Below are 24,225 nucleotides of genomic sequence, written 5' to 3' on the forward strand. Positions count from 1 at the left end.
GCGCCGGATCCGCGCGTGAGCTCCAAGTCGCAAACTTCGATGCCGGCGTCCGTCCAGGATGCCGGCATCGGCGTGTCCGCGCGCATGCGATTCCCGCCGTCGGCGCGGGTGCGCGCGAAGGTCGAGTTCGACCGCGTGTTCGAGGCCGGCAAGCGCACCGCGGCTCCGATGCTGGCACTGCACCGCCTCGATGACGGCATGCCGCCGCGGCTGGGGCTGGCGGTCTCGCGCAAGGTCGACCCGCATGCGATCGGCCGCAACCGCATCAAGCGGGTGCTGCGCGACGCGTTCCGCCACCTGCGCGGCGAGTTGGCCGACGGCGCCTACGTGGTCGTGGCCCGCCCGGCCGCGGCGCATGCGGACAATGCGGCCCTGCGCAGCGCCTTCCGGCAGGTTCTGCAGCGCGCCGGCGCGTTGCCCGCGCCAGCGGCGGCCGGCACAATGCGCGCGGCTTGCCCGCCATCCCCCTCGTCCCCATCCATGCCGGATGCCTGCTCGCCATGAGCTTGCTCCCGAACACGCATTTCCGGTTGAGACCGCCTGTCCAATGACCCAGACCCGTACTTTCCTGTTGTTCGCCTGGTTGATGGTGGCGGCCCTGTTGTGGATGGAGTGGAACAAGGAGCGGCAGCCGCAGGCGGACGCCGCCCCGGCGACCACGCAAGCGGCGGTGCCCTCGGCGAGCGGGGCGGTGCCGACCGCGACCGTGCCGGGGAGCGCGCCGTCGCCGATGGCCAGCGCCGCGCCCGCCGCCGCCGCGCCGAGCGTGCAGCTGAAGAACGACGTGCTCGCCCTGCAGCTGGACGGCCGCAGCATCACCGGCGCGCAATTGCTCAAGTATCCGCAGACCCGCGCCGCCGGCAGCCCGCCGGTGGTGCTGTTCGATGCCGATCCGTCGCGTTACTTCGTCGCGCGCAGCGGCTGGGTGGCGGCCAACGGCGGCGAAGTCGCTTTGCAGGCCGAGGCCGGCGCGCACGACGCGGTGCTCGCCGCCGGCGCCGCCGAGGTCAGCCAGCGCTTCATCGCCACCACCGCCGAAGGCCTGCAGCTGCGCCGCACCTACACCCTGGCGCGCGGCAGCTATGCGCTGAAGGTGCGCGACGAGCTGGTCAATGCCGGCGCCGCGCCCTGGTCGGGCCAGGTCGACCGCCAGCTGTTGCGCAACCCGCCGGTGGCCAAGCGCGGCATGACCAATCCGGAAGCCTTCAGCCTGAGCGGCGCGGCGTGGTGGAGCCCGGAAGACAAGTACAAGAAGCGCAAGTACACCAATTTCGTCGATGACGGTCCGCTCGACCAGCAGGTGACGGGCGGCTGGATCGCGCTCTCGCAGCATTATTTCCTGACCGCCTGGGTGCCGCCGAAGAACCAACCCGAGCTGTATTCGCTGGGCGTGCAGGGGGCGATCCATTCGATCGCCGCGCGCGGGGAGAAGATCAACCTGGCGCCCGGCCAGCGTTATGTCAGCGACGCCATCCTCTGGGTTGGCCCGAAGCTGGCCGAACAGCTGGAACCGACCGCGCCCGGCCTCGAGCGCGCGATGGACTACGGCTATTTCACCGTGCTGTCGCAGCCGATCCACTGGCTGCTGACCAAGCTGCACAAGATCACCCGCAACTGGGGCTGGGCGATCGTGCTGCTGGTGGTGCTGATCAAGTCGCTGCTCTATCCGCTGTCCGCCGCGCAGTACAAGTCGATGGCGAAGATGCGCAGGTTCCAGCCGCGCATCGAGCAGCTCAAGGAACGCTACGGCGACGACAAGCAGAAGTTCCAGATGGCGATGCTGGAGCTGTACAAGAAGGAGAAGATCAACCCGGCCGGCGGCTGCCTGCCGATCCTGATCCAGATGCCGGTGTTCCTGGCCCTGTACTACGTGCTGCTGGAAGCGGTGGAATTGCGCCAGGCGCCGTGGATCATGGGCTGGGTCAACGACCTCACCGCGCGCGATCCGTTCTTCATCCTGCCGGTGCTCAACGCCGGGATCATGTTCCTCACGCAGAAGATGACGCCGATGGTCGGCATGGATCCGATGCAGAAGAAGATGATGCAGATGATGCCGCTGGTGATGGGCGTGATGTTCGCCTTCTTCCCCGCCGGCCTGGTGCTGTACTGGGTGACCAACGGCGCGCTGGGCATGCTCCAGCAGTGGTGGAACACCAAGCGCTACGCGGACGCGCCGGCGAAGGCCTGACCGCGCGCGCGCCGGACGAAGCCCGCCGCCCGGCGGGCTTCGTCGTTTCCGGGCCGGGACTTTCTGCAATCATCCGCGCATGACCGCCGCCGCCGACACCATCGTCGCGATCGCCACCGCCGCGGGCGCCGGCGGGGTCGGCATCGTGCGCCTGTCCGGGCCGCGGGCCAGGGCGATCGCCGAAACCGTCGGCGGGAAAACGCTAGCCCCGCGCACTGCGCGCTACGCGACCTTCCGCGATGCCGACGGCGAGACCATCGACGACGGCATCGCGCTGTACTTCAAGGCGCCCGCCAGCTTCACCGGCGAGGACGTGGTCGAACTGCAGGCGCATGGCAGCCCGGTGCTGTTGCGCCAGCTGGTGGCGCGCGCGATCGCGCTGGGTGCGCGCCAGGCACGGCCGGGCGAGTTCAGCGAGCGGGCCTTCCTCAACGGCAAGCTCGACCTGGCCCAGGCCGAGGCGATCGCCGACCTGGTCGCCGCCGCCGATGCGCAGGCCGCGCGCGCGGCGCGGCGTTCGCTGGACGGCGTGTTCTCGCAGCGCGTCGACGCGCTGATGGCGGCCGTGCTCGCGATCCGCGTGCATGTCGAAGCCGCGATCGATTTCGCCGACGAACCGCTGGACACGCTGGGTGGCCGGGCGCTGCGCGAACGGCTGGATGCCGCGATCGGACAGCTCGCGGGCCTGCAGGGCGAAGCCGAACGCGGGCGCAGGCTGCGCGACGGCCTGCACGTGGTGCTGCTCGGCCCGCCGAACGCCGGCAAGAGCTCGCTGCTCAACGCGCTCGCCGGCAGCGAACGCGCCATCGTCACCGACCTGGCCGGCACCACCCGCGACCTGTTGCGCGAGACCATCCGCATCGACGGGGTGGAACTGACCCTGGTCGATACCGCGGGCCTGCGCGAGGCCGGCGATGCGATCGAGGCCGAAGGCATCCGTCGCGCGCGCAGCGAGGTCGCGCGCGCCGACCTGGCGCTGGTGGTGCTGGATGCGCGCGATCCGGAGGCCGGGCGCGCCGCGGTGGCCGACGGGATCGCCGGGGTGCCGCGGGTGCTGTGGCTGCACAACAAGGCCGACTTGCTGGCGGCAGCGCCGGACGCCGGCGGGATCGAGCAGGTGCGGGTTTCGGCGAAGACCGGCCTTGGCCTGGACGAATTGCACCGTCGCCTGCTGGCGCTGTCCGGCGCGGGCGATGCCGGCGAGGGTGCGTTCAGCGCGCGTGCGCGGCATGTGCAGGCATTGGCGCGTGCCGCCGGGCAACTGCAGGCGGCGCGCGCGGAACTGGCCCGCGAACGGCTGGAACTCGCCGCGGAAGCACTGGCGCTGGCGCATTCAGCGCTGGGCGAAATCGGCGGCCGGCTGAGTGCCGACGGCCTACTGGGTCACATTTTCAGCAGTTTCTGCATCGGTAAATAGGCCGGATCCTTCACTTCCGCTTGACAAATCGCCGCCGCTGTCGCGTGCTATCGGCGGGTGCCTTTGCATCAAATGGGGATTTGAATCATGTCTGCTATCAACAACATGCGTCGGGGCCTTGCGCCGCTGGCGCTTGCCGTGGCGGTGGCGTGCGCGCTGGGCGCATGCAAGAAGGACGAGGCCGCCGCGGATGCGGGCCCGGCCGCCGCGCAACAGGCGCCGGCACCGACGCCGGAATCGGTGGTGTCGGCCACGGTGACGGCGATGAGTCCGGACCAGCTGCGCACCGAGGCGTCCAAGGCCTACGGCGAGAACCGCCTGTACGCACCGGCGGGCAACAACGCGATGGAGTACTACCTCGCCCTGCGCGACAAGCAGCCGGCCGATGCCGGCGCGTCCAGCGCCTTGACCGACCTGCTACCGATGACGGTGATCGCGACCGAGCAGGGCATCGCCCGCGAGGATTTCGCCGACGCCAAGCGCCTGGCCGCGCTGATCGAGAAGGCCGATGGCCAGCACCCGGCGCTGTCGCGCCTGAAGGCGGCCATCGCCAGCAGCGAGACGGCGGCGCTGGCGCGCGCGGAAAACCAGAAGCTGACCGCCGAGGAAGAGGCCAAGCGCCAGGAAGAACTGGCGAAGAAGCGCGAGGAAGACCAGAAGAAGCAGCAGGAAGCCGCCAAGCAGCAACTGGCCCAGCAGACGCCCGCGCAGCCGACCCCGGCGCAACAGACGGCCGCCGCGGCCGAAGCCGAGCGCCAGCGCGCCGCCGCGGCCGAAGCCGAACGCCAGCGCCAGGCCGCCGCCGCCGCCGAGCAGCAGCGCCAGCAGCAGGCCGCCGCGCAGCCGGCGGCACCGGCGCCGGCGCGTGCGGCCTCGAGCGAGTTGCGCGCGATCAGCAACCCGGGCCCGCGGTATCCGCAGGCCGCGCAACGCGCCGGCGCAGCCGGGTCGGTGCAGGTCGAATTCACGGTCAATTCGGACGGCAGCGTCGGCAACGTGCGTGCGGTCAGCAGCGACGGTCCGCGCCAGTTCCAGCGCGAGTTCGAGCGCGAAGCGCTGGCCGCGGTGAAGCGCTGGCGCTTCCAGCCGGTGGCCGAGGCGACCACGACCCGCCGCACCATCGCGTTCCAGCAATAAGCGGCGGCGACGCGGTCATGAAAAAGCCCGGCTTTCGCCGGGCTTTTTCTTTGCCGCGATCGGCGGGTCAGGCCGAGATCGCCAGCTTTTCCTGCTTGTAGCGCCACACCGCGGTGAACCACAGCAGCAGCGCCAGACCCAGCGAAGCGGCCAGGTAGATGCCCCATTGTCCGGCCGTCGCGCTTTCGCCGCGGGTGATCTTCTGGATCATCTGGTTCTGCGACAGGAACGGCACGGCGTACTGCCACAGCGCGGTGTCCTTGACCGGATAGGCCATCAACGCATAGGCCGGCAGCATCGGCAGCATCATCAACCAGACGATGTGGCTTTGCGCCTCCTTCATGCTCTTGGCCGCGGCGGCCAGGCTGGTCAGCAGGGCGGTGCCGATCAGCACCAGCGGCAGCAGCACCAGCAGCAGCTTGCCCATCGCCAGGAAGCTGACGTCCATCATCTTTGCCGAGCCGCCGGCCAGGCTGGCGCTGGCCTTGAACGAAAGCAGGATCAGCAGCATCGACGCCAGGCCCAGCAGCACCGCGGCCAGCATCTTGCCGCTGACCAGCGCGCCGCGCGCCGCGGGCGTGGCCAGCAACGGCTCCAGCGATTGCCGCTCGCGTTCGCCGGCGGTGGTGTCCATCGCCAGGTGGGCGCCGCCGATGAAGGCGGACAGGGTCAGGATCAGCGGCAGCAGCATGGTCATGAACGCACCGCGCTTGGCCTCCTCGTTGGCCAGGTCGCGGGTGGCGGTATTGACCGGCGACGCCACCGACGGATTGATCCCGCGGGCGAGCAGGCGCAGCGCGCCGACCGACTGGCTGAACACCTTGAGCGCTTCGCGCACGCGCGCGGTGGGCACGTCGGCGTTGCGGCGGGTGGAGTCGGTGACCAGCTCCAGCTTGGCCGGGCGCCCGGCCCGCCAGTCCTCGGCGTAGTCCCGGTCGATCACCAGCGCCACGTCGACCTGCTGGGCGCGGATGCGGTCCTCGATGTCGGCCGGCGCGGCCTTGCCGTTGATGCCGTAGCTGGCGAGGAAGGCGACCAGGTTGGGCGCGCGTTCGATGCCGACCACCGGCAACTCCAGCGGCTTCTCGAGCTGGGTTTCCTTGCGCATCTCGCTGAGCTTGCCGATGCCGAGGAAGATCAGCGGATACAGCAGCGGCGAAATGAACAGGGTCAGGAAGAAGGTGCGGCGGTCGCGGAAGAAATCGCGCACTTCCTTGCGCATCACCGCGAGCAGGGTGGCGGAATACGAGAGCTTGTTCATGCGTGCAGGCCCTCTTCGCTGCCGATCAGTTTCACGAATGCGTCTTCCAGGTTGGTTTCGCCCGCTTGTTCGCGCAGCTCGTCGGTGCTGCCTTGCGCCACCACCTTGCCGTGCGCGATCACCACGATGCGATCGCACAGCGCGGCGACCTCCTGCATGATGTGGCTGGAGAAGATCACGCAACGGCCCTCGTCGCGCAGTTCCTTGAGGAAGCCGCGCAGGCCGCGGGTGGTCATCACGTCCAGGCCGTTGGTGGGTTCGTCCAGGATCACGTTGCGCGGGTCGTGGATCAGCGCGCGGGCGATCGCGGTCTTGGTGCGCTGGCCCTGGCTGAAGCCTTCGGTGGCGCGGTCGAGGAAATCCTCCATCTGCAGCGCGGCCGCCAGCTTGGCGGTGCGCTGGGCGATGGCGTCGGCCGGCATGCCGTGCAGTTCGCCGAAGTAGTCGATGTTCTCGCGCGCGGTCAGGCGCTTGTACACGCCGCGCGCATCCGGCAGCACGCCGAGGTTGCGGCGCACGCGCTCGGGATCGGCGGCGACGTCGATCCCGTCCACCACCACCCGCCCGCTTTCCGGGGCCATCAGGGTGTAGAGCATGCGCAGGGTGGTGGTCTTGCCGGCGCCGTTGGGGCCGAGCAGGCCGGTGATCTGGCCGTCGTGCGCGGTGAAGCCCACGTCGTCCACCGCGATCACGGGGTTCTTGTCCTTGCCCCGCCCGGGGAAGGTCTTGCGGAGATGTTCTGCAACGATCATCGGGTCATTCCTTGGCTGGTCGCGGCGGTCACGGCTCGGAGCCGTTGAAGCTGGTGAACGGCGCGGCGTAATTGAGGGTGTCCAGGCATTTGCCGTCGAGCGCCTTGGCGTCGGCCTTCTCGATGAACTGGGTGAACAGCTTCGGCATGCAGCCGGCGCCGATCACGTTGTGGCCCTGGCCGCGCAGCACGAACAGGCGGCCGTTCGGCAAGGTCTTCACCACTTCCTCGCCGTAGCGCGGCGGGGTGACCGGGTCGAACTCGCCCTCCAGCACCAGCGCCGGCACCTTGGTCGCCAGCGCCTTGTGGAAATCGGCGGGCACCTCGCCCTTCGGCCAGGCCTTGCACATCGCGGCCATGCCCACCGGCATCTGGTTGCCGAGCACGGTATCGGCGTCCTCGGCGCGCACCACCATGCTCTCGCCGTCCTCGCTGCAGACCACCGACATCTGCATGCCCATCGCCATCGCGTCCTTCATCTCGCCGGTCAGCATCCGGGTCAGCGCCATCAGGTTGTCGTAGCGGCCGGCGTTGGCTTCGTGGATCAGCTTGGGCAGCAGCGCGCCGGCCAGCGGCATGTAGGCGTACATCCGCACCAGACCGGCCACGGTTTCCGCGTGCAGCACGCCTTCGGCGGCCTCGCCGGTGGTGGCGTCGCGGTATTTCACCGCGACCGGCGCGGCGCGCAGCTTGGCCAGCAGCTGGTCGAGCTCGGCGCGCGGGTCGCCCAGCTTGCCCTTGCAGGCCGGCGCCTTGCTGCACAGCGCGAACTGCAGGGCCAGCGCATCGTCCAGGTTGCGGGCGAAGATGTTGCCCAGCTGCAGGGTATTGGGCACCACCGAATCCAGCACGATGCTGCGGGTCGCCTGCGGGTGGCGCATCGCGTACTGCTGGGCGACGCGGGTGCCGTAGCTGACCCCGACCAGGTTGACCTGGGCGGCGCCGATCGCCTTGCGCACCTCGTCGAGGTCGGCGATCGCGTCGGTGGTGGTGTAGTGGCGCAGGTCGGCCTTCTTCGACAGCGCCTCCACGCACTTCGCCGCGCCGGCCTGCATCGCTTCGGGCGAGATGTCCGGCTTGTCGGCATCGGCGGCGTCGCCATCGCAGGACAGCAGGTTGGACTTGCCGGTGCCGCGCTGGTCGACCAGGATCACGTCGCGCTGCTTGCGCACTTCCTCGAACACCGGATCCAGGCTCGGATAGGTGTCGACCGCGGATTGCCCGGGGCCGCCGGCCAGGAAGAACACCGGGTCCGGTGCGGTCTCGCCGTCGCCGCTCGGCGGCAACCAGGCCATGTTCAGCGCGATCTTGCGGCCAGCGGGCCGGCGGCGGTCCTCGGGCACCTCGAAGCGGGCGCACTGCGCTTCCAGGCTGTCCTTGCTGAAGGCCGAGCGCAGGCTGCAGGGCTTGAAGGCGATCCGGCCGAGCATGCGCGGCTTGACCGGTTCGGCATGGAGCGGGGCGGCGGCGTTGGCGGCGGTTTCGCCAGCGTCCGCGTCGGGCTTCGGCTTGAGGAACCTGTAGCCGAGGAATGCGGCGGCGATCGCCAGCGCGAGGATGGTTCTGGTCTTGCGGGACATCATCGAACGGACCCCTTGTGGTGGTGCGTGGAGGCGATGGAGGAACGGAACGGGCGGGCGGCGGGCGGCGCGGCGTTCATGCGCCGTCCGGCAGGAAGATGTCCTCGATGCGGCCGTCGAACAGGCGCGCGATGCGGAACGCCAGCGGCAGCGACGGGTCGTACTTGCCGGTCTCCAGCGCATTGATGGTCTGCCGCGAGACCTCCAGCCGTTCGGCCAGCTCGCCCTGCGACCAGCCGCGCGCATCGCGCAATTCGCGCAGGCGGTTGTTCATGGGTACCTGCGGCGCAGCAGCATGCGCGCCAGGCCGTAGCCGCCGACCAGCAGCAGGCCGGACACGCCCGCCACCTGCCTGGCCGGCCACGCGACCACGCCGGCATCGAGCAGGAACACCGCCACCAGCGAAGCCAGCAGCCCGCTGCCCGCGGCCCAGGCCAGCGCATCCAGTTCGATGCGGCGTTCCAGTTCGTCGCAGTCGCGCAGGAAGCGCAGGTAGCAGGCGAACAGCCAGGCCATGCACAGCACCGGCGCCAGCACCAGGGCCAGGCGCACCGGCAGCGTCAGCCCGGGTAGGCGGATTGCCCATTTGTGCAGCACGGCCAGGGCGATGAACAGCAGGCTGGGCCACAGCGAGGCGCGGTAATAGCGGCGCAGCGCCGGGCTCAGGCTGTCCCGGTAGCGAGCCAGCAGCGCGTTCACAGGTAACGCCTGGTCAGGATCATCTTGGCGATCCCGTAAGTCATGCACAGCAGCGGGAACACCCAGATCATCGCGGCGGCGCTGTCGATGTCGATGACCTTGGCCTTCTGCAGCAGGCCGCCGGCGAAATACAGCACCGAGACCAGCAGGCTGGCGATGCCGATCGCCTCGGTCTCGATCCGCCGCTGCAGTTCGTCGATCTCGCGCAGGTAGCGCAGCGCGGCGCGCATCAGCAGCACGATCGCCAATACCGGCAGCACCGCCACCAGCGCCCGCAGCGGCACCGATTCGATCCCGCGCCTGATCAGGAAGATCGACAGGAACAGCGACAGCGAGTAGCCGAGCATGATCGGCCACAGCGCGCGCAGGTAGCGCCGGCCGGCGGGCTGCGCGTACATCTCGTCGCAATGCGTGCGCCACCAGCGCGGCACCAGCAGGAACAGCAACGCGCCCAGCAGGTAGCCGGCGCCGATCCCGGTCCACAGGCCGACCGCGTCGTCCGGCCAGGCCAACAGCCAGCGGCCGGCCGCGGCCAGCGCCAACGAGGCCAGGCCGATGGCCACGAAGCTCCACATCCAGCGGCGCAGGGTCATGCCGGGGGCGTCGGATCCGGCGCTCACCGGAAACGCCCCGCGACCACCAGCTTGGCGACGCCATACACCCCGCACGTCAGCGGGAACACCATCGCCATCGCGATGCTGGCGGACAGGTCGATCACCCGGGCCAGCTGCAGGAAGCCGCCGGCGAGGTAAAGCAGACTGACCAGCGCAGCGGCGAAGGCGATCGATTCCAGTTCGATCCGCTGCTGCATTTCGTCCACGTTGCGCATGTAACGCATGATCGCGCGCAATGCGAAGCCGATCGGCAGCGCCGGCAACAGCGCCGCCAGCGCGCGCAGCGCGGGGGCATCGATGCGCTTGAGCAGCAGCAGCGAGGCGAACACCGCCAGCACGTAGGCGCCCATCGCCGGCAGGAATTCGCGCAGGTAGCGTTGGCGCACCGCCGGGACGACGGTGTCGTAATTCGCCTGCGCGACCCGCGCGCGCAGGGACGGAATGCTGCGGATCGCGAACATCAGCACGAAGCCGATCGCCATGCCGATGGCGACCCCGCCGGGGAAATCGCGCTGGTCGCCCGACAAGGGGCTGTCCGGCGCATAACCCAACCAAGCCATGCCGACCGCCGCCAGGCCGGCAGCAGCCAGCAGGGCAGGGTGCGGGGTCGGGAGCGCGGGGCGGGCGGACATGGCTCAACCTGCCTTGCGCGACTTGGCCAGGAACACCACGCCCAACGCGATGAACGCCGTCGCGACGCCGACGAAGGCGGTTTGCCCGGCCGCCACCGCGGCGGCGGAAAAAGCCGTGCCCGCGCCGAGGAACGCAATGCCGGCGCCTTTCAGGCTTTTCGGATCCTGCTCGTTCATGCCGCCACCATGTGTCAAGGATGCTTGACATAACGATACGGGCATCGCGAACGGCTTGTCAAGCGTCCTTTACAGGCCGTCGCTATTTGTTGCTGACGTACTTCTCGCGGCGGATCTGCGGGATCGGCAGGCCGCATTCCTTCAGCGCCTCGAAGCAGGCATCGACCATGTTCGGGTTGCCGCACAGGTAGGCGATGTCGCCCTCCGCATTCGGCGCGAATTCGGCCAGCGCGTCCTGCACATAGCCGTGGCGGACGTCGGCATGGGCGAGCGGGGAACCGGCCTGCGGCAATGCGCGCGAGAGGCAGGGCAGGTAGCGGAAGCCGGGATGGGCGTCGGCGAAGGCGCGGAACTCGTCGCCGTACAGCAGCTCCTCCGGGGTGCGCGCGCCCTGCAGCAGCACGACCTCGACCCCGCGGCCGGCGATCAGCTGCCCGAGCTGCGGCAGCATCGCCCGGTACGGGGTGATGCCGGTGCCGGTGCCGATCAGCAGGTAGCGCTGGTTGGCGTCGGCCGGCATCAGGCAGAAGCGCCCGTACGGCCCGCTGGCATCGACGCTGCCGCCGAGTTCCATGCCCTCGAACAGCGCGGTGGCGGCGCCGCCGGCCACGTAGCTCACCGCGATCTCCACCGCCTCGCCCGCGCCCAGCGCGTGGTCGTGCTGGGTCGCCAGCGAATAGCTGCGCCGCGCCGGCGCGCCATCCGCATAAGTGAAATGGACCTGGATGAACTGGCCGGGGATGTAGTCCAGCGGCTGGCCGTCGTCGCGCAGGAACGACAGGTGCGCCACGGTCGGCGCGATCATCCGCCGCGCGGTCAGCTTCAAGGGGAAATGCACGATGGCCACGCGGAACCCTGTTCGATGGATGCAACACAGCGTGGCGGGGGCGTGCGCACGCGGCCGCCTATACTAACCCGCACCCTGAAACCGGTATTTCCCGGCATGTCCTGCCAGGCCGCCTGCCGCGGCCGCGGAGCCTTCCGAATGAGCGAAACCCAAGCGCCCGCGCTGCGCGTCGGCGACCTGCGCAAGACCTACGACAACGGCGTCGAGGCCCTGAAGGGCGTCAGCCTGGATGTCGCCCCCGGCGATTTCTACGCCCTGCTGGGGCCGAACGGCGCCGGCAAGAGCACCCTGATCGGCATCGTCAGCTCGCTGGTCAACAAGAGCAGCGGCAAGGTCGAGGTGTTCGGCATCGACATCGACGCCGACCGCGACGCCGCGATGCGCCGGATCGGGCTGGTGCCGCAGGAACTCAACTTCAACATGTTCGAGAAGCCGCTGGACATCTGCGTGAACTACGCGGGCTTCTACGGCATCCCGCGCGCGCAGGCGCTGGCCCGCGCGGAGGAGGTGCTGAAGGAAGCGCTGCTGTGGGACAAGGCGGACAAGATGAGCCGCACCCTGTCCGGCGGCATGAAGCGGCGGCTGATGATCGCCCGCGCGATGATGACCAAGCCGCGCCTGCTGATCCTCGACGAGCCCACCGCCGGCGTCGACATCGAGATCCGCCGCGGCATGTGGAAGACGCTGAAGGAGATCAACGCCGCCGGCACCACGATCATCCTCACCACCCATTACCTGGAGGAAGCGGAGAGCCTGTGCCGCAACCTCGCGATCATCGACCGCGGCGCGATCGTCGAGCAGGGGCCGATGAAGTCGCTGCTGGCCAAGCTCGACGTCGAAGGCTTCCTGTTCGACATCGACGGCGGCATCCCCGCGGCGCTGCCGGCGATCGAAGGCGCCACGCTCACCGTTGCCGACGACCATACCCTCGACCTCGACATGCCGCGCGCGATGGACCTCAACCGGGTGTTCGCCGCGTTCAACGCCGCCGGCATCCGGGTGCGCTCGATGCGCACCAAGGCCAACCGGCTGGAGGAACTGTTCGTGCGCCTGACCAGCAAGGAAGGAGCCGCCGCATGAGCGAGACCGCCGCCAACCCGAACCTGGTCGCGCTGGGCACCATCATCCGCCGCGAGGTGATGCGCATCCTGCGCATCTGGGGCCAGACCCTGATGCCGCCGGCGATCACCATGACCCTGTACTTCCTGATCTTCGGCGGCCTGATCGGCTCGCGCGTGGGCAGCATGGACGGGATCAGGTACATGGACTTCATCGTCCCCGGGCTGGTGATGATGAGCGTCATCCAGAACAGCTACGGCAACATCAGCAGCTCGTTCTTCGGCGCCAAGTTCGGCCGCCACATCGAGGAACTGCTGGTCAGCCCGATGCCGAACTGGGTGATCCTGACCGGCTACGTGGCCGGCGCGGTGCTGCGCGGGATGATGGTCGGCGCGATCGTGCTGTGCGTGGCGATGCTGTTCACCAGGGTGCGGCTGCCGCATCCGCTGGTGACGGTCAGCTCGGTGCTGCTGGGCGCGACGATCTTCTCGCTGGCCGGCTTCGTCAACGCGGTGTACGCCAAGAAGTTCGACGACATCGCCATCGTCCCGACCTTCATCCTCACCCCGCTGACCTATCTCGGCGGCGTGTTCTATTCGGTGAAGCTGCTGCCCGGCTGGGCCGAGGCGGCCACCCACCTGAACCCGATCTTCTACATGGTCAACGCGTTCCGCTACGGCCTGCTCGGGGTCAGCGACGTGCCGCTGTGGGTGGCCTATGCATTGATGCTCGGCTTCGTGTTCGCGCTGGCCGCGCTCGGGCTGTGGCTGCTCAAGCGCGGCGTCGGCCTGCGCAGCTGACCTGCCCCGCGCATTCGCTACACTCCGCGCTCCCCCGAACCCGGAGTATGCGAGCGTGATGTCGAACAAGAGCGTGTTGGCGTTGTGCGTGGCGATGGCCCTGCTGGCCGGTTGCAAGCCCAAGGACGCGGAAGCGCCTGCGGCCGCGCCGCCGCCGGCCGCCGATGCGCAGGTCGCGGCGGAAGTTCCGGCCGCCGCGCCGCCGGCGGAGGCCGCGGTCGCCGCACCGGCCGCCGCCGCCTTCGACATCGGCAAGATCCCGGCCAGCGACAAGCCGCTGCCGGCATGGCCGTATGTCGTGCTGCCGACCGGCTACCACTACTACCGTGCCGAAGACATGGCCGGCCAGAGCAAGGACCTGGCGCGCGTGCCGGTGTGGACCGGCGGCCAGCTGCTGTGGCTGGAAGGCAGGACCTTCAGCGATGCGATCCGCAGCGACGACGGCAAGACCTATTCGAAGTTCGAGGTGCGCAAGAACCTGCAGCAGGCGATCGAGTCGCTGGGCGGCGTGCGCCTCAGCGAAACCAGCTACGACGAGGCCACCTACAAGGCCAACGAGAAGGCGCTGGACGATTTCCGCCAGGAGTTCGACCGCATCCGCGACGCCTACTGGTACGGCAGCGACGCCGATACCTGGGTGATCCGCCGCGCGGACAAGGCGGTGTGGGTGGTGCTGCAGACCGGCAACGACGGCGGCGGCATCCTGGTCGCCGAAAGTCCGTTGCCGGCCGCGCCGGCGAACTGAAACGCCCGCTCGGCTGCGCAACGCGATGCCCGGCTTCGGCCGGGCGTCCGCGGCCGCCGGCTCAGGCGGGCGGAAGCCGGAAAAACGCGGAGGCGGCCGCGGACGTGCGCGCCGCGGCAAGCGCCGCGGGCTCGCCGCGGTCGCGCGCCAGCTCCTCGACGATGTGCGCCAGGTACATCGGCTCGTTGCGCCGGTGCGACGGCTGCGGCTTCACCGTGCGCGGCAAGAGATAGGGCGCGTCGGTCTCGACCATCAGCCGGTCGGCGGGGATGTGCTTCACCAGTTCGCGCAGGTGCAGGCCGCGGCGTTCGTCGCACAGCCAGCCGGTGATGCCGATGTGCCAGTCCTGGTCGAGGTAGTCGAACAGTTCCTCGCGGCTGCCGGTGAAGCAATGCACCACCGCCGGTCCTAGCCTGCCGTCGAAGTCCTTCATCATCGCCATGAAATCGGCATGGGCGTCGCGCTGGTGCAGGAACAGCGGCTTGCCGGTGTCGACGGCGATCTGCAACTGGCGCTCGAACGCCTTGCGCTGCGCCGGCCGCGGCGAGAAGTCGCGGAAGTAGTCCAGCCCGCATTCGCCCACCGCGACCACTTGCGGATGCGCGTGCAATGCGCGCATCTCGGCATCGCATTCGTCGGTGTACTCGGTCGCGTGGTGCGGATGCACGCCGGCGGTGGCGAACAGTTCGCCGGGATGCGCCAGCGCCAGCGCCAGCGCCTTCGGCGAATGCTCGCGCGAGGCGCCGGTGACCACCATGCGCGCCACGCCGGCGGCGCGCGCGCGCTGCAGCACCGCGTCGCGGTCGTGGTCGAAGCTGTCGTGGGTGAGGTTGGCGCCGATGTCGATGAGCTGCATGCGCGCAGTTTACGGGGACGCCGCGCCGCGCTCCTACAATGCGCGCATGCAATTCCCGATCGCATCGCTGCTGCCGGAGATCGCCGCGTCGCTGGCCGCGCATCCGCGGCTGGTGCTGGAAGCGCCGCCGGGCGCGGGCAAGACCACCCAGCTGCCGCTGGCGCTGCTGGATGCGGCGTGGTTGGGCGATCGGAAGATCGTGATGCTGGAACCGCGGCGGGTGGCGGCGCGCGCCGCCGCGGGCTTCATGGCGAAGCAGCTGGGCGAAACGGTGGGCGAAACCGTCGGCTACCGCATCCGCTTCGAGAACAAGGTCGGCGCGCACACGCGGATCGAGGTCGTCACCGAAGGCATCCTCACCCGCATGCTGCAGGACGACCCCTTGCTGGATGGCGTCGGCGCGCTGCTGTTCGACGAATTCCACGAACGCCACCTGGCTGGCGACCTCGGGCTCGCGCTCGCGCTCGACGTGCAGGCCGGCCTGCGCGAGGACCTGCGCATCGTGCTGATGTCGGCCACCCTGGATGGCGAAAAAATCGCCGGCTTCCTCGATGCGCCGCGATTGAGCAGCGCGGGCCGCAGCTTCCCGGTCGAGGTCGCGCATTTCCCGGCGCGCCGCGAGGAAGCCATCGAACACCAGGCGAAGCGCGCGATCGAACATGCGTTGGCCGCGCATCCCGGCGACCTGCTGGTGTTCCTGCCCGGGCAGCGCGAGATCGCGCGGGTGGACGCGGTGCTGGCCGCGGCCGGGATCGATGCCGACGTGCTCGCCTTGCACGGCGAATTGCCGGTCGAACAGCAGGGCCGCGTGCTGCAGCCGGCGGCCGACGGCCGTCGCCGGGTGGTGCTGGCGACCAATGTCGCCGAGTCCAGCGTGACCCTGCCGGGCGTGCGCGTGGTGATCGACAGCGGGCAGGCGCGCGAACCGCGCTTCGATCCCAACAGCGGGTTCGCCCGGCTCGATGTGGTGGCGATTTCGCAGGCGAGCGCCGACCAGCGGGCGGGCCGCGCGGGACGCGTGGCCGAGGGTTGGGCGTACCGGTTGTGGCCGCAATCGCAACGGCTGGAGCCGCAACGGCGGCCGGAAATCGCCCAGGTCGAACTGGCCTCGCTCGCGCTGGAGCTGGCCGCCTGGGGCAGCGCGGCGCTGCGTTTCGTCGATCCGCCGCCGGCGGGCGCGATGGCCTCCGCGCGCGACCTGCTGCGACGGCTCGATGCGCTGGATGCGCGGCATGCGATCACCGCGCGCGGCCGGCGCATGCTGGCATTGGGCACGCATCCGCGGCTGGCGGCGATGCTGCTGGCATCGGACGACCCCAGCCGGATGGCATTGGCCTGCGACATCGCCGCGTTGGTCGAGGCGCGCGACCCGTTGCGCACGCGCAGCGATGCCGTGGCCGAACGCCGGCAGGCGCTGGCCGCGTTCCGCAACGGCCGCGTCGGCGCCGATGCCAGCCGCTCGGCACTGGCCGCGATCGATGCGGCCGCGAAGCAATGGCGGCGGCGCCTGCGTTGCGATGCCCCGCCGCCGGCCGATGCGCCGGCGCACGCCGTGGGCGACCTGCTCGCGCACGCGTTCCCGGACCGCATCGGCAGGCAGCATCCGCAGGATCCGAAGCGCTACGCGTTGGCGAACGGACGCATGGCCAGGCTGTTCGACGACTCCGCGCTGTACGGCGAACCCTGGCTGGTGGCGAGCGAATTGCGCTTCGAGGCGAAGGATGCGCTGCTGCTGCGCGGCGCTCCGCTGGACGAGGCGTATCTGCGGCAGGCGTTCGCCGCGCATTTCCGCGAGGGCGACGAAGTGCGTTGGGATGCGAACCGGCGCGCGCTGGCCAGCGAACGCATCGAGCGCTTCGACGGCATCGTGCTGTCCAGCAAGTCGGCCGGTCGCGTCGATCCGGCGCTGGCCGCGCAGGCGCTGGTCGATGCGGTGCGCGAACTCGGCGTCGGCGCCCTGCCGTGGAGCGAGGCGCTGGCGCAGTGGCGCGTGCGCGTGCAATGCCTGCGCGGATGGATGCCCGGGCTGGGCTTGCCGGACCTGTCGGACGCCGCCCTGCTCGCATCGCTGGACCGCTGGCTGACCCCCGCCTTCGACGGCAAGACCCGGCTGGATGCGCTGGACGAAGCGGAACTCGGCGAAGCGCTGAAGGCCGGCGTCGACTGGAGCCAGCGCCAGCGCATCGACCAACTCGCGCCGACCCGGATCCTGGTGCCCTCGGGCATGGAGCGGCGCATCGACTATGCGCTGGACGACCACGGCGAGCCGGCATCGCCGGTGCTGGCGGTGAAGCTGCAGGAACTGTTCGGCATGAACGAGACCCCGCGGGTCGCCGAGGGCCGGATACCGCTGACCATCCACCTGCTGTCGCCGGGCGGCCGGCCCTTGCAGGTGACCCAGGACCTGCGCGGGTTCTGGGAACGCACCTATCCGGAAGTGAAGAAGGAAATGAAGGGGCGCTATCCCCGGCACCCGTGGCCGGACGATCCGTGGAACGCGACCGCCACCCATCGTGCCAAGCCGCGCGGGTGAGGCCGGCCGGGCAGGGATGACCGGGCCGGGCGGCGCGCAGCGGAAGTGTTCGGCCATGGATGGCGACGCCATCGTCGAGCGAAGCGACAACGCTCACGTCGATTGAACGCGCGGATGCCGACACTGCCTGCAACGTTTCCTGGCGTCGAGGTGGAGCATGGGCAAGCTGGACAATGCGCAGGATCGCGCGCTGGAACTGATCGGCGAGATCGGCGACGGCCTCCGCAAGGCGGTGCCGGGCAAGGCGATGCAATGGGTGGAGACCGGCGCGGCGATCGGTGCGGTCCGGACCGGGGCCAAGGTGGCGAGCAAGTTCGTGCGCCGCAACCCGGTGTTGGCCACCGCCGCGATCGCCGGCGCGGGCCTGCTCTGGTATGCCGCGCGGCGGCGGGCGAGACAGGCGGAAGCCGGGCCGATCGAAGGCAGCGCGACCCGCGTCGACGCGAGCTCACCCGCTGACGGCGCGGGCAGCGGCAAGGCGAGCGTGCGCAAGCGCCGTCGAACCGCCGCCGGCTGACGGCGCGCGCGGCCCGTTCAGTCGGCCGCGGGCAATTCGATCAGGAAGCGCGCACCGCCGCCTTCGCGATCCTCGTACCAGAGCTGGCCGCCGGCATCGGCGACGATCTGCCTGGCCAGCGACAGCCCGAGCCCGCTGGACAGGCCGTCGGCGGGGTCGTGTTCGCCCAATCGCCGGAAGGGCTGGAACAATTCGCGCTGCCGCGCGGCCGGGATCCCCGGGCCGCGATCCTGCGCCAGCAGTTGCCAGTAACCCGGCGACGAGGCGCGCACCACCAGTTCCAGTTCGCCGCCGGCCTGCGCGTATTTCATCGCGTTGCTGACCAGGTTCTCGGCGACCTGGCGCAGCACCAGCGGTTCGATCGCGACCCGGCCGCAGCGCTCCGGCGCCAGCACCGCGAGGCGCATGCCGCGGGCTTCGAACTGCAGTTCATAGCGCTGCAGCAACCAGTCCGCGGTTTCGCGCAGGCCGGCCGATTGCGCGGGCGCATTGCGCGTCGCCGAGTCCAGCGCGCGGGCCTGGCTTTCCAGGTAGCGGCGGATGTAGTCCACGGCATCCCGCGCGCTCTCGCGGATCACCTCCAGGTAGCGCGGCACGCGTTCCGCCCTGCAGTCCGGCTGGCGCAGCATGTCGCTGGCGAACAGCACGCTGCCCAGCGGGTTCTTGAGGTCGTGCGCGACCAGGTTCACCAGTTCCTGGCGTTCGCGCGCGACCCGTTCGAGGCGGTCGCGCGCCTGTTTCAGGCCGACGTGCGCACTCACCCGTGCCAGCAATTCCTCCGGCATGAACGGTTTCGTCACGTAGTCCACCGCGCCGGCGTCGAATGCGCGCAGCAACAGGTCCCGGTCGTGCGCGGCGGTCAGGAACACCACCGGCACATCGCGCAGCGCCGGCAACGCGCGCAGCGCGGCGAGCAGTTCGAAGCCGTCCATGCCCGGCATCATCATGTCGAGCAGGATCAGGTCCGGCGTTTGCGCCTGCGCCGCGGCCAATGCCTCGGGCCCGCTGGCCGCGGGAACCACCTCATAGCCGTTGCGGCCGAGCAGGATGCCGACCACCCGCAGGTTTGCGGCCTGGTCGTCGACGGCGAGGATCCTTCCGCTGCTGGCGGTTGCGCTATTACCCGATTGCGACATGGATGGCGCCTCCCCCGGCGCCTGCATCGACAGCGTCCTGCAGTGTCGATGGATCGCGCGTTGGCCACAACCCGAATCCGCCGCGGCGACGGGGAGGAAAACGCCTACAAGCTGAAGCGTTCAGCTGCTGCGTTCAGCTACGCGGCTCAGCCGCACTCGCGCCAATGGCCTGGCGTCAGCCCATCGAGCCGATGCGCGCCGATCGCGACGCGCACCAGCCGCAGCGTCGGCAATCCGACCGCGGCGGTCATGCGCCGCACCTGCCGGTTGCGGCCTTCGCGCATGGCCAGTTCGAGCCAGGCATCCGGCACCGTCTTGCGGAAGCGCACCGGCGGATCGCGCGGCCACAGCGCGGGCGCATCGATGCGCGAGGCCTGCGCGGGCAGCGTCGGGCCATCGTTGAGCATCACCCCATCGCGCAGCGCACGCAGTTGCTCGTCGCGCGGCTCGCCCTCGACTTGCACCCAGTAGGTCTTGGGCTGCTTGTGCTTCGGATCGGTCAGCCGATGGGCCAGCGCGCCGTCGTCGGTGAGCAGCAGCAGGCCTTCGGAATCGAAATCGAGGCGGCCGGCGGGATACACGCCGGCCGGCAAGCCGAATTGCGCGAGCGTCGGGCGCGGCGGCGTGCTGCGGTCGGTGAACTGGCAGAGCACGCCATACGGTTTGTTGAAGGCGATCAGCATGCGTCACCGTTTCCCGGGCCGCGGCCTCGCGGGTTTCGCCGCTGCCGGCTTCGCCAGTTCGCGCGCGTAGGCATGCGCTTCCTCCAGCAACCAGGCGCGGAACGCGGCGAGCCCCGCGTGTTCGCGCGAACGCGGCGGCAGCACCAGGTAATGCGCGTAGTCGGATTTCAGCCGTTGCGGGAACAGCAGCTGCAGGCGGCCGGCCTCGATCAGCGGGCGCGCCATCGTCAGCCGCCCGAGCGCGATGCCGAGGCCTTCGCCGGCCGCGCGATGCAGCGCCTCGGTGTCGTCGAAATTGGCGACGAAACGCTGCGGCGCGCTGCCGCCGAACTGCGCGAACCAGTCGCTCCAGCGGCCGCCGGGCGCGCCGAGCAGGGGGTAATCGCCGAGCGTCTGCAGCGTCGGCCGACCCAGGCGGGCGATCAATCCGGGGCTCGCCGTGGGTGCGATCCAGTCGTCGAACAGATGCACCGCTTCGAGACCGGGCCAATGCCCGGGGCCGTAGCGCAGGCCGGCATCGAGCGCGCCGTCCCTGTCGAAATCGACCAGTTCGATGCTCGACTGCAGGTTGAGCTCGAGTTGCGGGTGGGCGGCCAGGAAGCGCGGCAGGCGCGGCACCAGCCAGCCGTTGGCGAACGAAGGCATCAGGGTCAGGCTGAGCACGTCGCCGCGGCGGCTGCGGTACGGACGCAGCGCGTTCTCGATTCCGTCCAGGTGCGCGGCGATGCGCTCGTACAACTGCTGGCCGTCCGCGGTCAGGCTCACCCCGCGCGCATTGCGCACGAACAGGCGCTGGCCGATGCGCTCCTCCAGGCCCTTGATCTGGTGGCTGAGCGCACTGGTGGTCAGGTGCAGTTGCTCGGCCGCGCGCGACAGGTTGCGCGCCCGCGCGGTGGCCACGAAGCCCTGCAACGCATGCAGCGGCGGGCGGCTCATGGCCACGGCTCAGGTTGAATGAAATTCAACACGGTTGTGCAGAAATGTCGCTTTTTGAGCCGGATCGTCGATTTTATCTTGTGCTCCATTCAAACGGGATTGCAAGCGTGGATCCCGCCGCCGATGGAGACCGCGATGCGCCAGCTCAACGACATGTTCAAGGGCCTGATGTTCCTGCAGGGCCATTTCGTCCATCCCGAGGACGCCGCGAGCCCGCCCGCGCGCGGATTCGCGGGGGATGGCGGCCAGCACCGGTCCGGCCAGGCCGCGGCCGCGGAAGACTCGAGTGCGATCGGGCGCCTCGCCTTGCTCGGCGGCCGGCCGATGCACGCCGGCCACAACCTAGACCGCGGCGAGTCGTTCGAGCCGCTGGGCGGGGCGGCCAACGACGATGCCATGGCCAACGGCCGCGTGCGCCGCTGAACCCGCGCGGCGGCTCAGCCGGGCTTGCGGAAGCGCAGGGTCATGCGGTCGCTTTCGCCGATCGCCTGGTATTTCGCATCGTCGGACGCGTCGTGGCGATTGGTCGGCGGCAAGGTCCACACGCCATTCGGGTGGTCGGTGCCGTCCAGCGGATTGGCGTTGGCCTCGCTGCCGGCGACCAGCTGGAAACCGGCCCGCTGCGCCAGGGCGATCACCAGCGCTTCGGTCAGGTAGCCGCTCTTCTTCATCGCCTCGAGCGTGGCGCCGGCCTTGGCGCGATGGTCGACCACGCCCAGCGTGCCGCCGGGCTTGAGCACGGCGAAGAACGCGCGGAAGTACGCATCGGCATTGCCGGCGGAGACCCAGTTGTGGACGTTGCGGAAGGTCAGCACGGTGTCCGCCGATGCCGCCGGTCCGAAGTCCGGCGCGGCAGGATCGAACGTGCGCAGTTCGGCGCCGCCATACACCGCGGCGTTGCCGGCGAACTGTTCGCGCAGCGCGGCGTTGCGCGTGCCGCCGGCGCTGTCCGCTGCGGCCGCCGGTTGCGCGCCGACGTAGTGGCCGCGCGCGCGCAGGTAGGGCGCGAGGATGTCGGCGTACCAGCCGCCGCCCGGGGTGATCTCGATGACGGTCTGGTCCGGCTGCACGCCGAAGAACGCCAGGGTCTGCCCGGGATGGCGGAAGCGGTCGCGCAAGACGTCCTGCGGGCGCCGCCAGTCGCCGGCCAGCGCGGCATCCAGCGCGGCATCCAGCGCGGCATCCAGCGCGGCATCCAGCGCGGCGCCGGGGGCGCGCTTGGGCGCGGGCGAGGTGGCTGCGGGTTCAGGCGCGCTGGCACAGCCAAGCAGGGCGCCACACAGCGCGAGGGCGAGCAAACGGGACATGGCGGCACTCCGCGCGATCAACGGGAGTGCCAGCCTAAACCGCGGGGCATCAGCCGGCGAGCGTGGCCAACGCGGCGTTGAGGGTCGCGCTCGGGCGCATTGCCGCCGACAGCTTCGCCATCTCGGGCTGGTAGTAACCGCCGATGTCCACCGGCTTGCCCTGCACCGCGATCAGTTCCTCGACGATCTTCGCCTCGTTGCCCGCCAGCGCTTCCGCCAGCGGCGCGAACTTCGCCGCAAGCTCGGCATCGGCGGTCTGCTCGGCCAGCGCCTGCGCCCAGTACAGCGCGATGTAGAAATGGCTGCCGCGGTTGTCGATGGTGCCCAGCTTGCGGCCAGGCGAGCGGTCTTCGTCGAGGAACTTGGCGTTGGCCGCGTCCAGCGCATCCGCCAGCACCTGCGCGCGCGCATTGCCGGTGGTGTTGGCCAGGTGTTCGAACGAGGCGGCCAGCGCGAGGAATTCGCCCAGCGAATCCCAGCGCAGGTAATCCTCGGCGACGAACTGCTGCACGTGCTTGGGCGCGCTGCCGCCGGCGCCGGTCTCGAACAGGCCGCCGCCGTTCATCAGCGGCACGATCGAGAGCATCTTCGCGCTGGTGCCCAGTTCCATGATCGGGAACAGGTCGGTCAGGTAGTCGCGCAGCACGTTGCCGGTGGCGGCGATGGTGTCCAGGCCTTCGCGGATGCGCTTGAGCGAATGCCGCATCGCGCGGATCGGGCTCATGATGCTGATGTCGAGGCCGGTGGTGTCGTGCTCGTTGAGGTACATCGCGACCTTGGCGGTCAGGCCGCGGTCGTGGTCGCGGCGCGGATCCAGCCAGAACACGACGGGCGTGTTGGACAGGCGCGCGCGGCTCACCGCCAGCTTCACCCAGTCGCGGATCGGCGCGTCCTTGGTCTGGCACATGCGCCAGATGTCGCCGGCCTTGACCGGGTGCTGCAGCAGCACGGTGCCGTGTTCGTCGATCACGCGCACGGTGCCGTCGCCGGCGATCTTGAAGGTCTTGTCGTGGCTGCCGTATTCCTCGGCAGCCTGCGCCATCAGGCCCACGTTCGGCACGCTGCCCATCGTCGCCGGATCGAACGCGCCGTGTTCGCGGCAGTCGTCGATCACCGCCTGGTAGATGCCGGCGTAGTTGCGGTCCGGGATCACCGCCTTGGTGTCCTGCAATTCGCCGGCGGCATTCCACATCTTGCCGCTGTCGCGGATCATCGCCGGCATGGAGGCATCGACGATCACGTCGCTGGGCACGTGCAGGTTGGTGATGCCCTTGTCGGAATTGACCATCGCAAGCTGCGGGCGCTGCGCGTACAGCGCGGCGATGTCGGCCTCGATGCCCATGCGCTGCGCTTCCGGCAGCTGGCCGAGCTTGGCGTACAGGTCGCCGATGCCGTTGTTGGGATCGAAGCCGATTTCGGCCATCGTGCGCGGGTGCTTCTCCAGCACCGGCGCGTAGAAGCGCGACACCACGATGCCGAACAGGATCGGGTCGCTGACCTTCATCATGGTCGCCTTCAGGTGTAGCGAGAACAGCACGCCGCGCGCCTTGGCATCGGCGATCTGCGCATCGACGAACGCGGCCAGCGCGGCCACGTCCATCACCGCGGCGTCGATCACTTCGCCGGCCTGCACCTTGACCGGCGCGCGCAGCGGGAAGCTGCTGCCGGTAACGCTGGTGTATTCGATGCGCAGCATGCCCGGGTTGACCATCGTGTACGACTGTTCGCTGCCGTAGAAGTCGCCCGCCTCCATGTGCGCCACGTGCGACTTGGAGCCGTATTCCCACTTGCCCATCCGGTGCGGATGCTTGCGCGCATAGGCCTTCACCGCCTTCGGCGCGCGGCGGTCGGAATTGCCCTCGCGCAGCACCGGGTTGACCGCGCTGCCCATCGCCTTGGCGTAGCGCGCCTTGATGTCCTTCTCGCGCTCGCCCTGCGGCTCGTCCACGTAGTCGGGCAGGGCGTAACCCTTGGCCTGCAGTTCGGCGATCGCCGCCTTCAGCTGCGGCACCGAGGCGCTGATGTTGGGCAGCTTGATGATGTTGGCTTCCGGCGTCTTCGCCAGTTCGCCGAGTTCGCGCAGGTCGTCGGCCACGCGCTGCTCCGCCGGCAGCAGGTCGTTGAACTGGGCCAGGATGCGCGCCGCCAGCGAGATGTCGCGGGTCTGCACGTCGACGCCGGCGGTGCCGGCATAGGCCTGCACGATCGGCAGGAAGGACGCGGTGGCCAGGAACGGCGCTTCGTCGGTGAGCGTGTAGAGGATCTTGGACATGGCGGGGGCTCGGTCGCGGGCGTAAAGAGCGCCATTGTCGGGCTTCGCGGCGGTTCGGGCAAAGCAGGCCGCGGCGGC

The 24,225-nt window shown here is 69.9% G+C and carries 25 protein-coding genes; 10 read left to right on the plus strand and 15 right to left on the minus strand.

The genetic code is table 11. The features are described 5' to 3' along the window. The first annotated feature begins 39 nt into the window (after positions 1-39). The 4 genes from rnpA to FHQ07_RS08605 all read left to right on the plus strand — a co-directional run bounded on the left by rnpA (position 40) and on the right by FHQ07_RS08605 (position 4,742). Positions 40-504 (plus strand): ribonuclease P protein component, encoded by a 465-nt coding sequence (gene rnpA / locus FHQ07_RS08590; RefSeq protein WP_240703452.1) that lies wholly within the window; start codon positions 40-42, stop codon positions 502-504. A 43-nt stretch (positions 505-547) separates the two neighbouring features. Further along, positions 548-2,188 (plus strand): membrane protein insertase YidC, encoded by a 1,641-nt coding sequence (gene yidC / locus FHQ07_RS08595; protein ID WP_139716417.1) that lies wholly within the window; start codon positions 548-550, stop codon positions 2,186-2,188. A gap of 79 nt (positions 2,189-2,267) precedes the next feature. After that, complete coding sequence (gene mnmE / locus FHQ07_RS08600) at positions 2,268-3,605, plus strand: tRNA uridine-5-carboxymethylaminomethyl(34) synthesis GTPase MnmE (RefSeq protein ID WP_139716418.1); 1,338 nt, start codon at positions 2,268-2,270, stop codon at positions 3,603-3,605. Between the two features lie 87 nt (positions 3,606-3,692). Beyond that, the gene (locus FHQ07_RS08605; RefSeq protein WP_240703453.1) at positions 3,693-4,742 is read left to right on the plus strand and encodes an energy transducer TonB; all 1,050 of its coding nucleotides are present in this window, start codon (positions 3,693-3,695) and stop codon (positions 4,740-4,742) included. A 67-nt stretch (positions 4,743-4,809) separates the two neighbouring features. Here the strand turns inward: FHQ07_RS08605 and FHQ07_RS08610 are convergent, their stop codons facing one another. The 9 genes from FHQ07_RS08610 to FHQ07_RS08645 all read right to left on the minus strand — a co-directional run bounded on the left by FHQ07_RS08610 (position 4,810) and on the right by FHQ07_RS08645 (position 11,261). Next, on the minus strand, positions 4,810-6,003 hold the full coding sequence (locus FHQ07_RS08610) for an ABC transporter permease (RefSeq protein ID WP_139716419.1): 1,194 nt from the start codon (positions 6,001-6,003) through the stop codon (positions 4,810-4,812). Further along, the gene (locus FHQ07_RS08615) at positions 6,000-6,755 is read right to left on the minus strand and encodes an ABC transporter ATP-binding protein (RefSeq protein ID WP_139716420.1); all 756 of its coding nucleotides are present in this window, start codon (positions 6,753-6,755) and stop codon (positions 6,000-6,002) included. The genes FHQ07_RS08610 and FHQ07_RS08615 overlap by 4 nt, the downstream gene beginning before the upstream one ends. Positions 6,756-6,783: 28 nt before the next feature. Further along, a complete protein-coding gene (locus tag FHQ07_RS08620) occupies positions 6,784-8,334 on the minus strand; it encodes an alpha/beta hydrolase (RefSeq protein WP_168191521.1) in 1,551 nt (516 codons plus the stop codon). A 76-nt stretch (positions 8,335-8,410) separates the two neighbouring features. Then, complete coding sequence (locus FHQ07_RS08625) at positions 8,411-8,608, minus strand: helix-turn-helix transcriptional regulator (RefSeq protein ID WP_139716422.1); 198 nt, start codon at positions 8,606-8,608, stop codon at positions 8,411-8,413. Next, on the minus strand, positions 8,605-9,033 hold the full coding sequence (locus FHQ07_RS08630; protein WP_139716423.1) for a hypothetical protein: 429 nt from the start codon (positions 9,031-9,033) through the stop codon (positions 8,605-8,607). Before FHQ07_RS08630 ends, FHQ07_RS08625 begins: the two co-directional genes overlap by 4 nt. Continuing rightward, a complete protein-coding gene (locus FHQ07_RS08635; protein ID WP_139716424.1) occupies positions 9,030-9,653 on the minus strand; it encodes a hypothetical protein in 624 nt (207 codons plus the stop codon). Before FHQ07_RS08635 ends, FHQ07_RS08630 begins: the two co-directional genes overlap by 4 nt. Continuing rightward, a complete protein-coding gene (locus FHQ07_RS08640) occupies positions 9,650-10,279 on the minus strand; it encodes a hypothetical protein (protein WP_139716425.1) in 630 nt (209 codons plus the stop codon). The genes FHQ07_RS08635 and FHQ07_RS08640 overlap by 4 nt, the downstream gene beginning before the upstream one ends. Before the next feature lie 3 nt (positions 10,280-10,282). Then, entirely contained in the window at positions 10,283-10,456 is a 174-nt protein-coding gene (locus FHQ07_RS14385; RefSeq protein ID WP_168191522.1) for a hypothetical protein, read from the minus strand. A gap of 82 nt (positions 10,457-10,538) precedes the next feature. Continuing rightward, positions 10,539-11,261, minus strand: coding sequence for an FAD-binding oxidoreductase (locus FHQ07_RS08645; protein WP_139717977.1), 723 nt, complete (start codon positions 11,259-11,261; stop codon positions 10,539-10,541). Between the two features lie 180 nt (positions 11,262-11,441). Between FHQ07_RS08645 and FHQ07_RS08650 the strand changes: the two genes are divergently transcribed. Genes FHQ07_RS08650 through FHQ07_RS14390 form a run of 3 tightly spaced genes read left to right on the plus strand, consistent with a single transcriptional unit; the run spans position 11,442 to position 13,907 of the window. Next, on the plus strand, positions 11,442-12,383 hold the full coding sequence (locus FHQ07_RS08650) for an ABC transporter ATP-binding protein (protein WP_139716426.1): 942 nt from the start codon (positions 11,442-11,444) through the stop codon (positions 12,381-12,383). After that, a complete protein-coding gene (locus FHQ07_RS08655) occupies positions 12,380-13,162 on the plus strand; it encodes an ABC transporter permease (protein ID WP_139716427.1) in 783 nt (260 codons plus the stop codon). The genes FHQ07_RS08650 and FHQ07_RS08655 overlap by 4 nt, the downstream gene beginning before the upstream one ends. A gap of 58 nt (positions 13,163-13,220) precedes the next feature. Continuing rightward, positions 13,221-13,907, plus strand: a complete 687-nt coding sequence (locus tag FHQ07_RS14390) for a hypothetical protein (protein ID WP_168191523.1) — start codon at positions 13,221-13,223, stop codon at positions 13,905-13,907. 61 nt (positions 13,908-13,968) lie between these two features. Here the strand turns inward: FHQ07_RS14390 and FHQ07_RS08665 are convergent, their stop codons facing one another. Continuing rightward, complete coding sequence (locus tag FHQ07_RS08665; RefSeq protein WP_139716428.1) at positions 13,969-14,763, minus strand: TatD family hydrolase; 795 nt, start codon at positions 14,761-14,763, stop codon at positions 13,969-13,971. A gap of 46 nt (positions 14,764-14,809) precedes the next feature. Between FHQ07_RS08665 and hrpB the strand changes: the two genes are divergently transcribed. Then, the gene (gene hrpB, locus FHQ07_RS08670; protein WP_139716429.1) at positions 14,810-17,296 is read left to right on the plus strand and encodes an ATP-dependent helicase HrpB; all 2,487 of its coding nucleotides are present in this window, start codon (positions 14,810-14,812) and stop codon (positions 17,294-17,296) included. A gap of 157 nt (positions 17,297-17,453) precedes the next feature. Next, on the plus strand, positions 17,454-17,813 hold the full coding sequence (locus FHQ07_RS08675; RefSeq protein ID WP_139716430.1) for a hypothetical protein: 360 nt from the start codon (positions 17,454-17,456) through the stop codon (positions 17,811-17,813). A 17-nt stretch (positions 17,814-17,830) separates the two neighbouring features. Here the strand turns inward: FHQ07_RS08675 and FHQ07_RS08680 are convergent, their stop codons facing one another. The 3 genes from FHQ07_RS08680 to FHQ07_RS08690 form a co-directional block, all read right to left on the minus strand. Then, the gene (locus FHQ07_RS08680; protein WP_139716431.1) at positions 17,831-18,976 is read right to left on the minus strand and encodes a hybrid sensor histidine kinase/response regulator; all 1,146 of its coding nucleotides are present in this window, start codon (positions 18,974-18,976) and stop codon (positions 17,831-17,833) included. 119 nt (positions 18,977-19,095) lie between these two features. Continuing rightward, a complete protein-coding gene (locus FHQ07_RS08685) occupies positions 19,096-19,632 on the minus strand; it encodes a pseudouridine synthase (RefSeq protein WP_139716432.1) in 537 nt (178 codons plus the stop codon). A gap of 3 nt (positions 19,633-19,635) precedes the next feature. Further along, entirely contained in the window at positions 19,636-20,568 is a 933-nt protein-coding gene (locus FHQ07_RS08690) for a LysR substrate-binding domain-containing protein (RefSeq protein ID WP_139716433.1), read from the minus strand. Positions 20,569-20,586: 18 nt separating this feature from the next. Here FHQ07_RS08690 and FHQ07_RS08695 point away from each other — a divergent pair, with 18 nt between their 5' ends. Continuing rightward, entirely contained in the window at positions 20,587-20,991 is a 405-nt protein-coding gene (locus FHQ07_RS08695) for a hypothetical protein (RefSeq protein WP_139716434.1), read from the plus strand. A gap of 14 nt (positions 20,992-21,005) precedes the next feature. Here the strand turns inward: FHQ07_RS08695 and FHQ07_RS08700 are convergent, their stop codons facing one another. Both FHQ07_RS08700 and FHQ07_RS08705 read right to left on the minus strand, forming a co-directional pair. Continuing rightward, positions 21,006-21,875 (minus strand): class I SAM-dependent methyltransferase, encoded by an 870-nt coding sequence (locus FHQ07_RS08700; protein WP_139716435.1) that lies wholly within the window; start codon positions 21,873-21,875, stop codon positions 21,006-21,008. A 49-nt stretch (positions 21,876-21,924) separates the two neighbouring features. Further along, complete coding sequence (locus FHQ07_RS08705) at positions 21,925-24,147, minus strand: NADP-dependent isocitrate dehydrogenase (RefSeq protein ID WP_139716436.1); 2,223 nt, start codon at positions 24,145-24,147, stop codon at positions 21,925-21,927. Between the last annotated feature and the right edge of the window lie 78 nt (positions 24,148-24,225).

It is taken from the genome of Thermomonas aquatica, from assembly GCF_006337105.1.
Lineage (GTDB): Bacteria > Pseudomonadota > Gammaproteobacteria > Xanthomonadales > Xanthomonadaceae > Thermomonas > Thermomonas aquatica.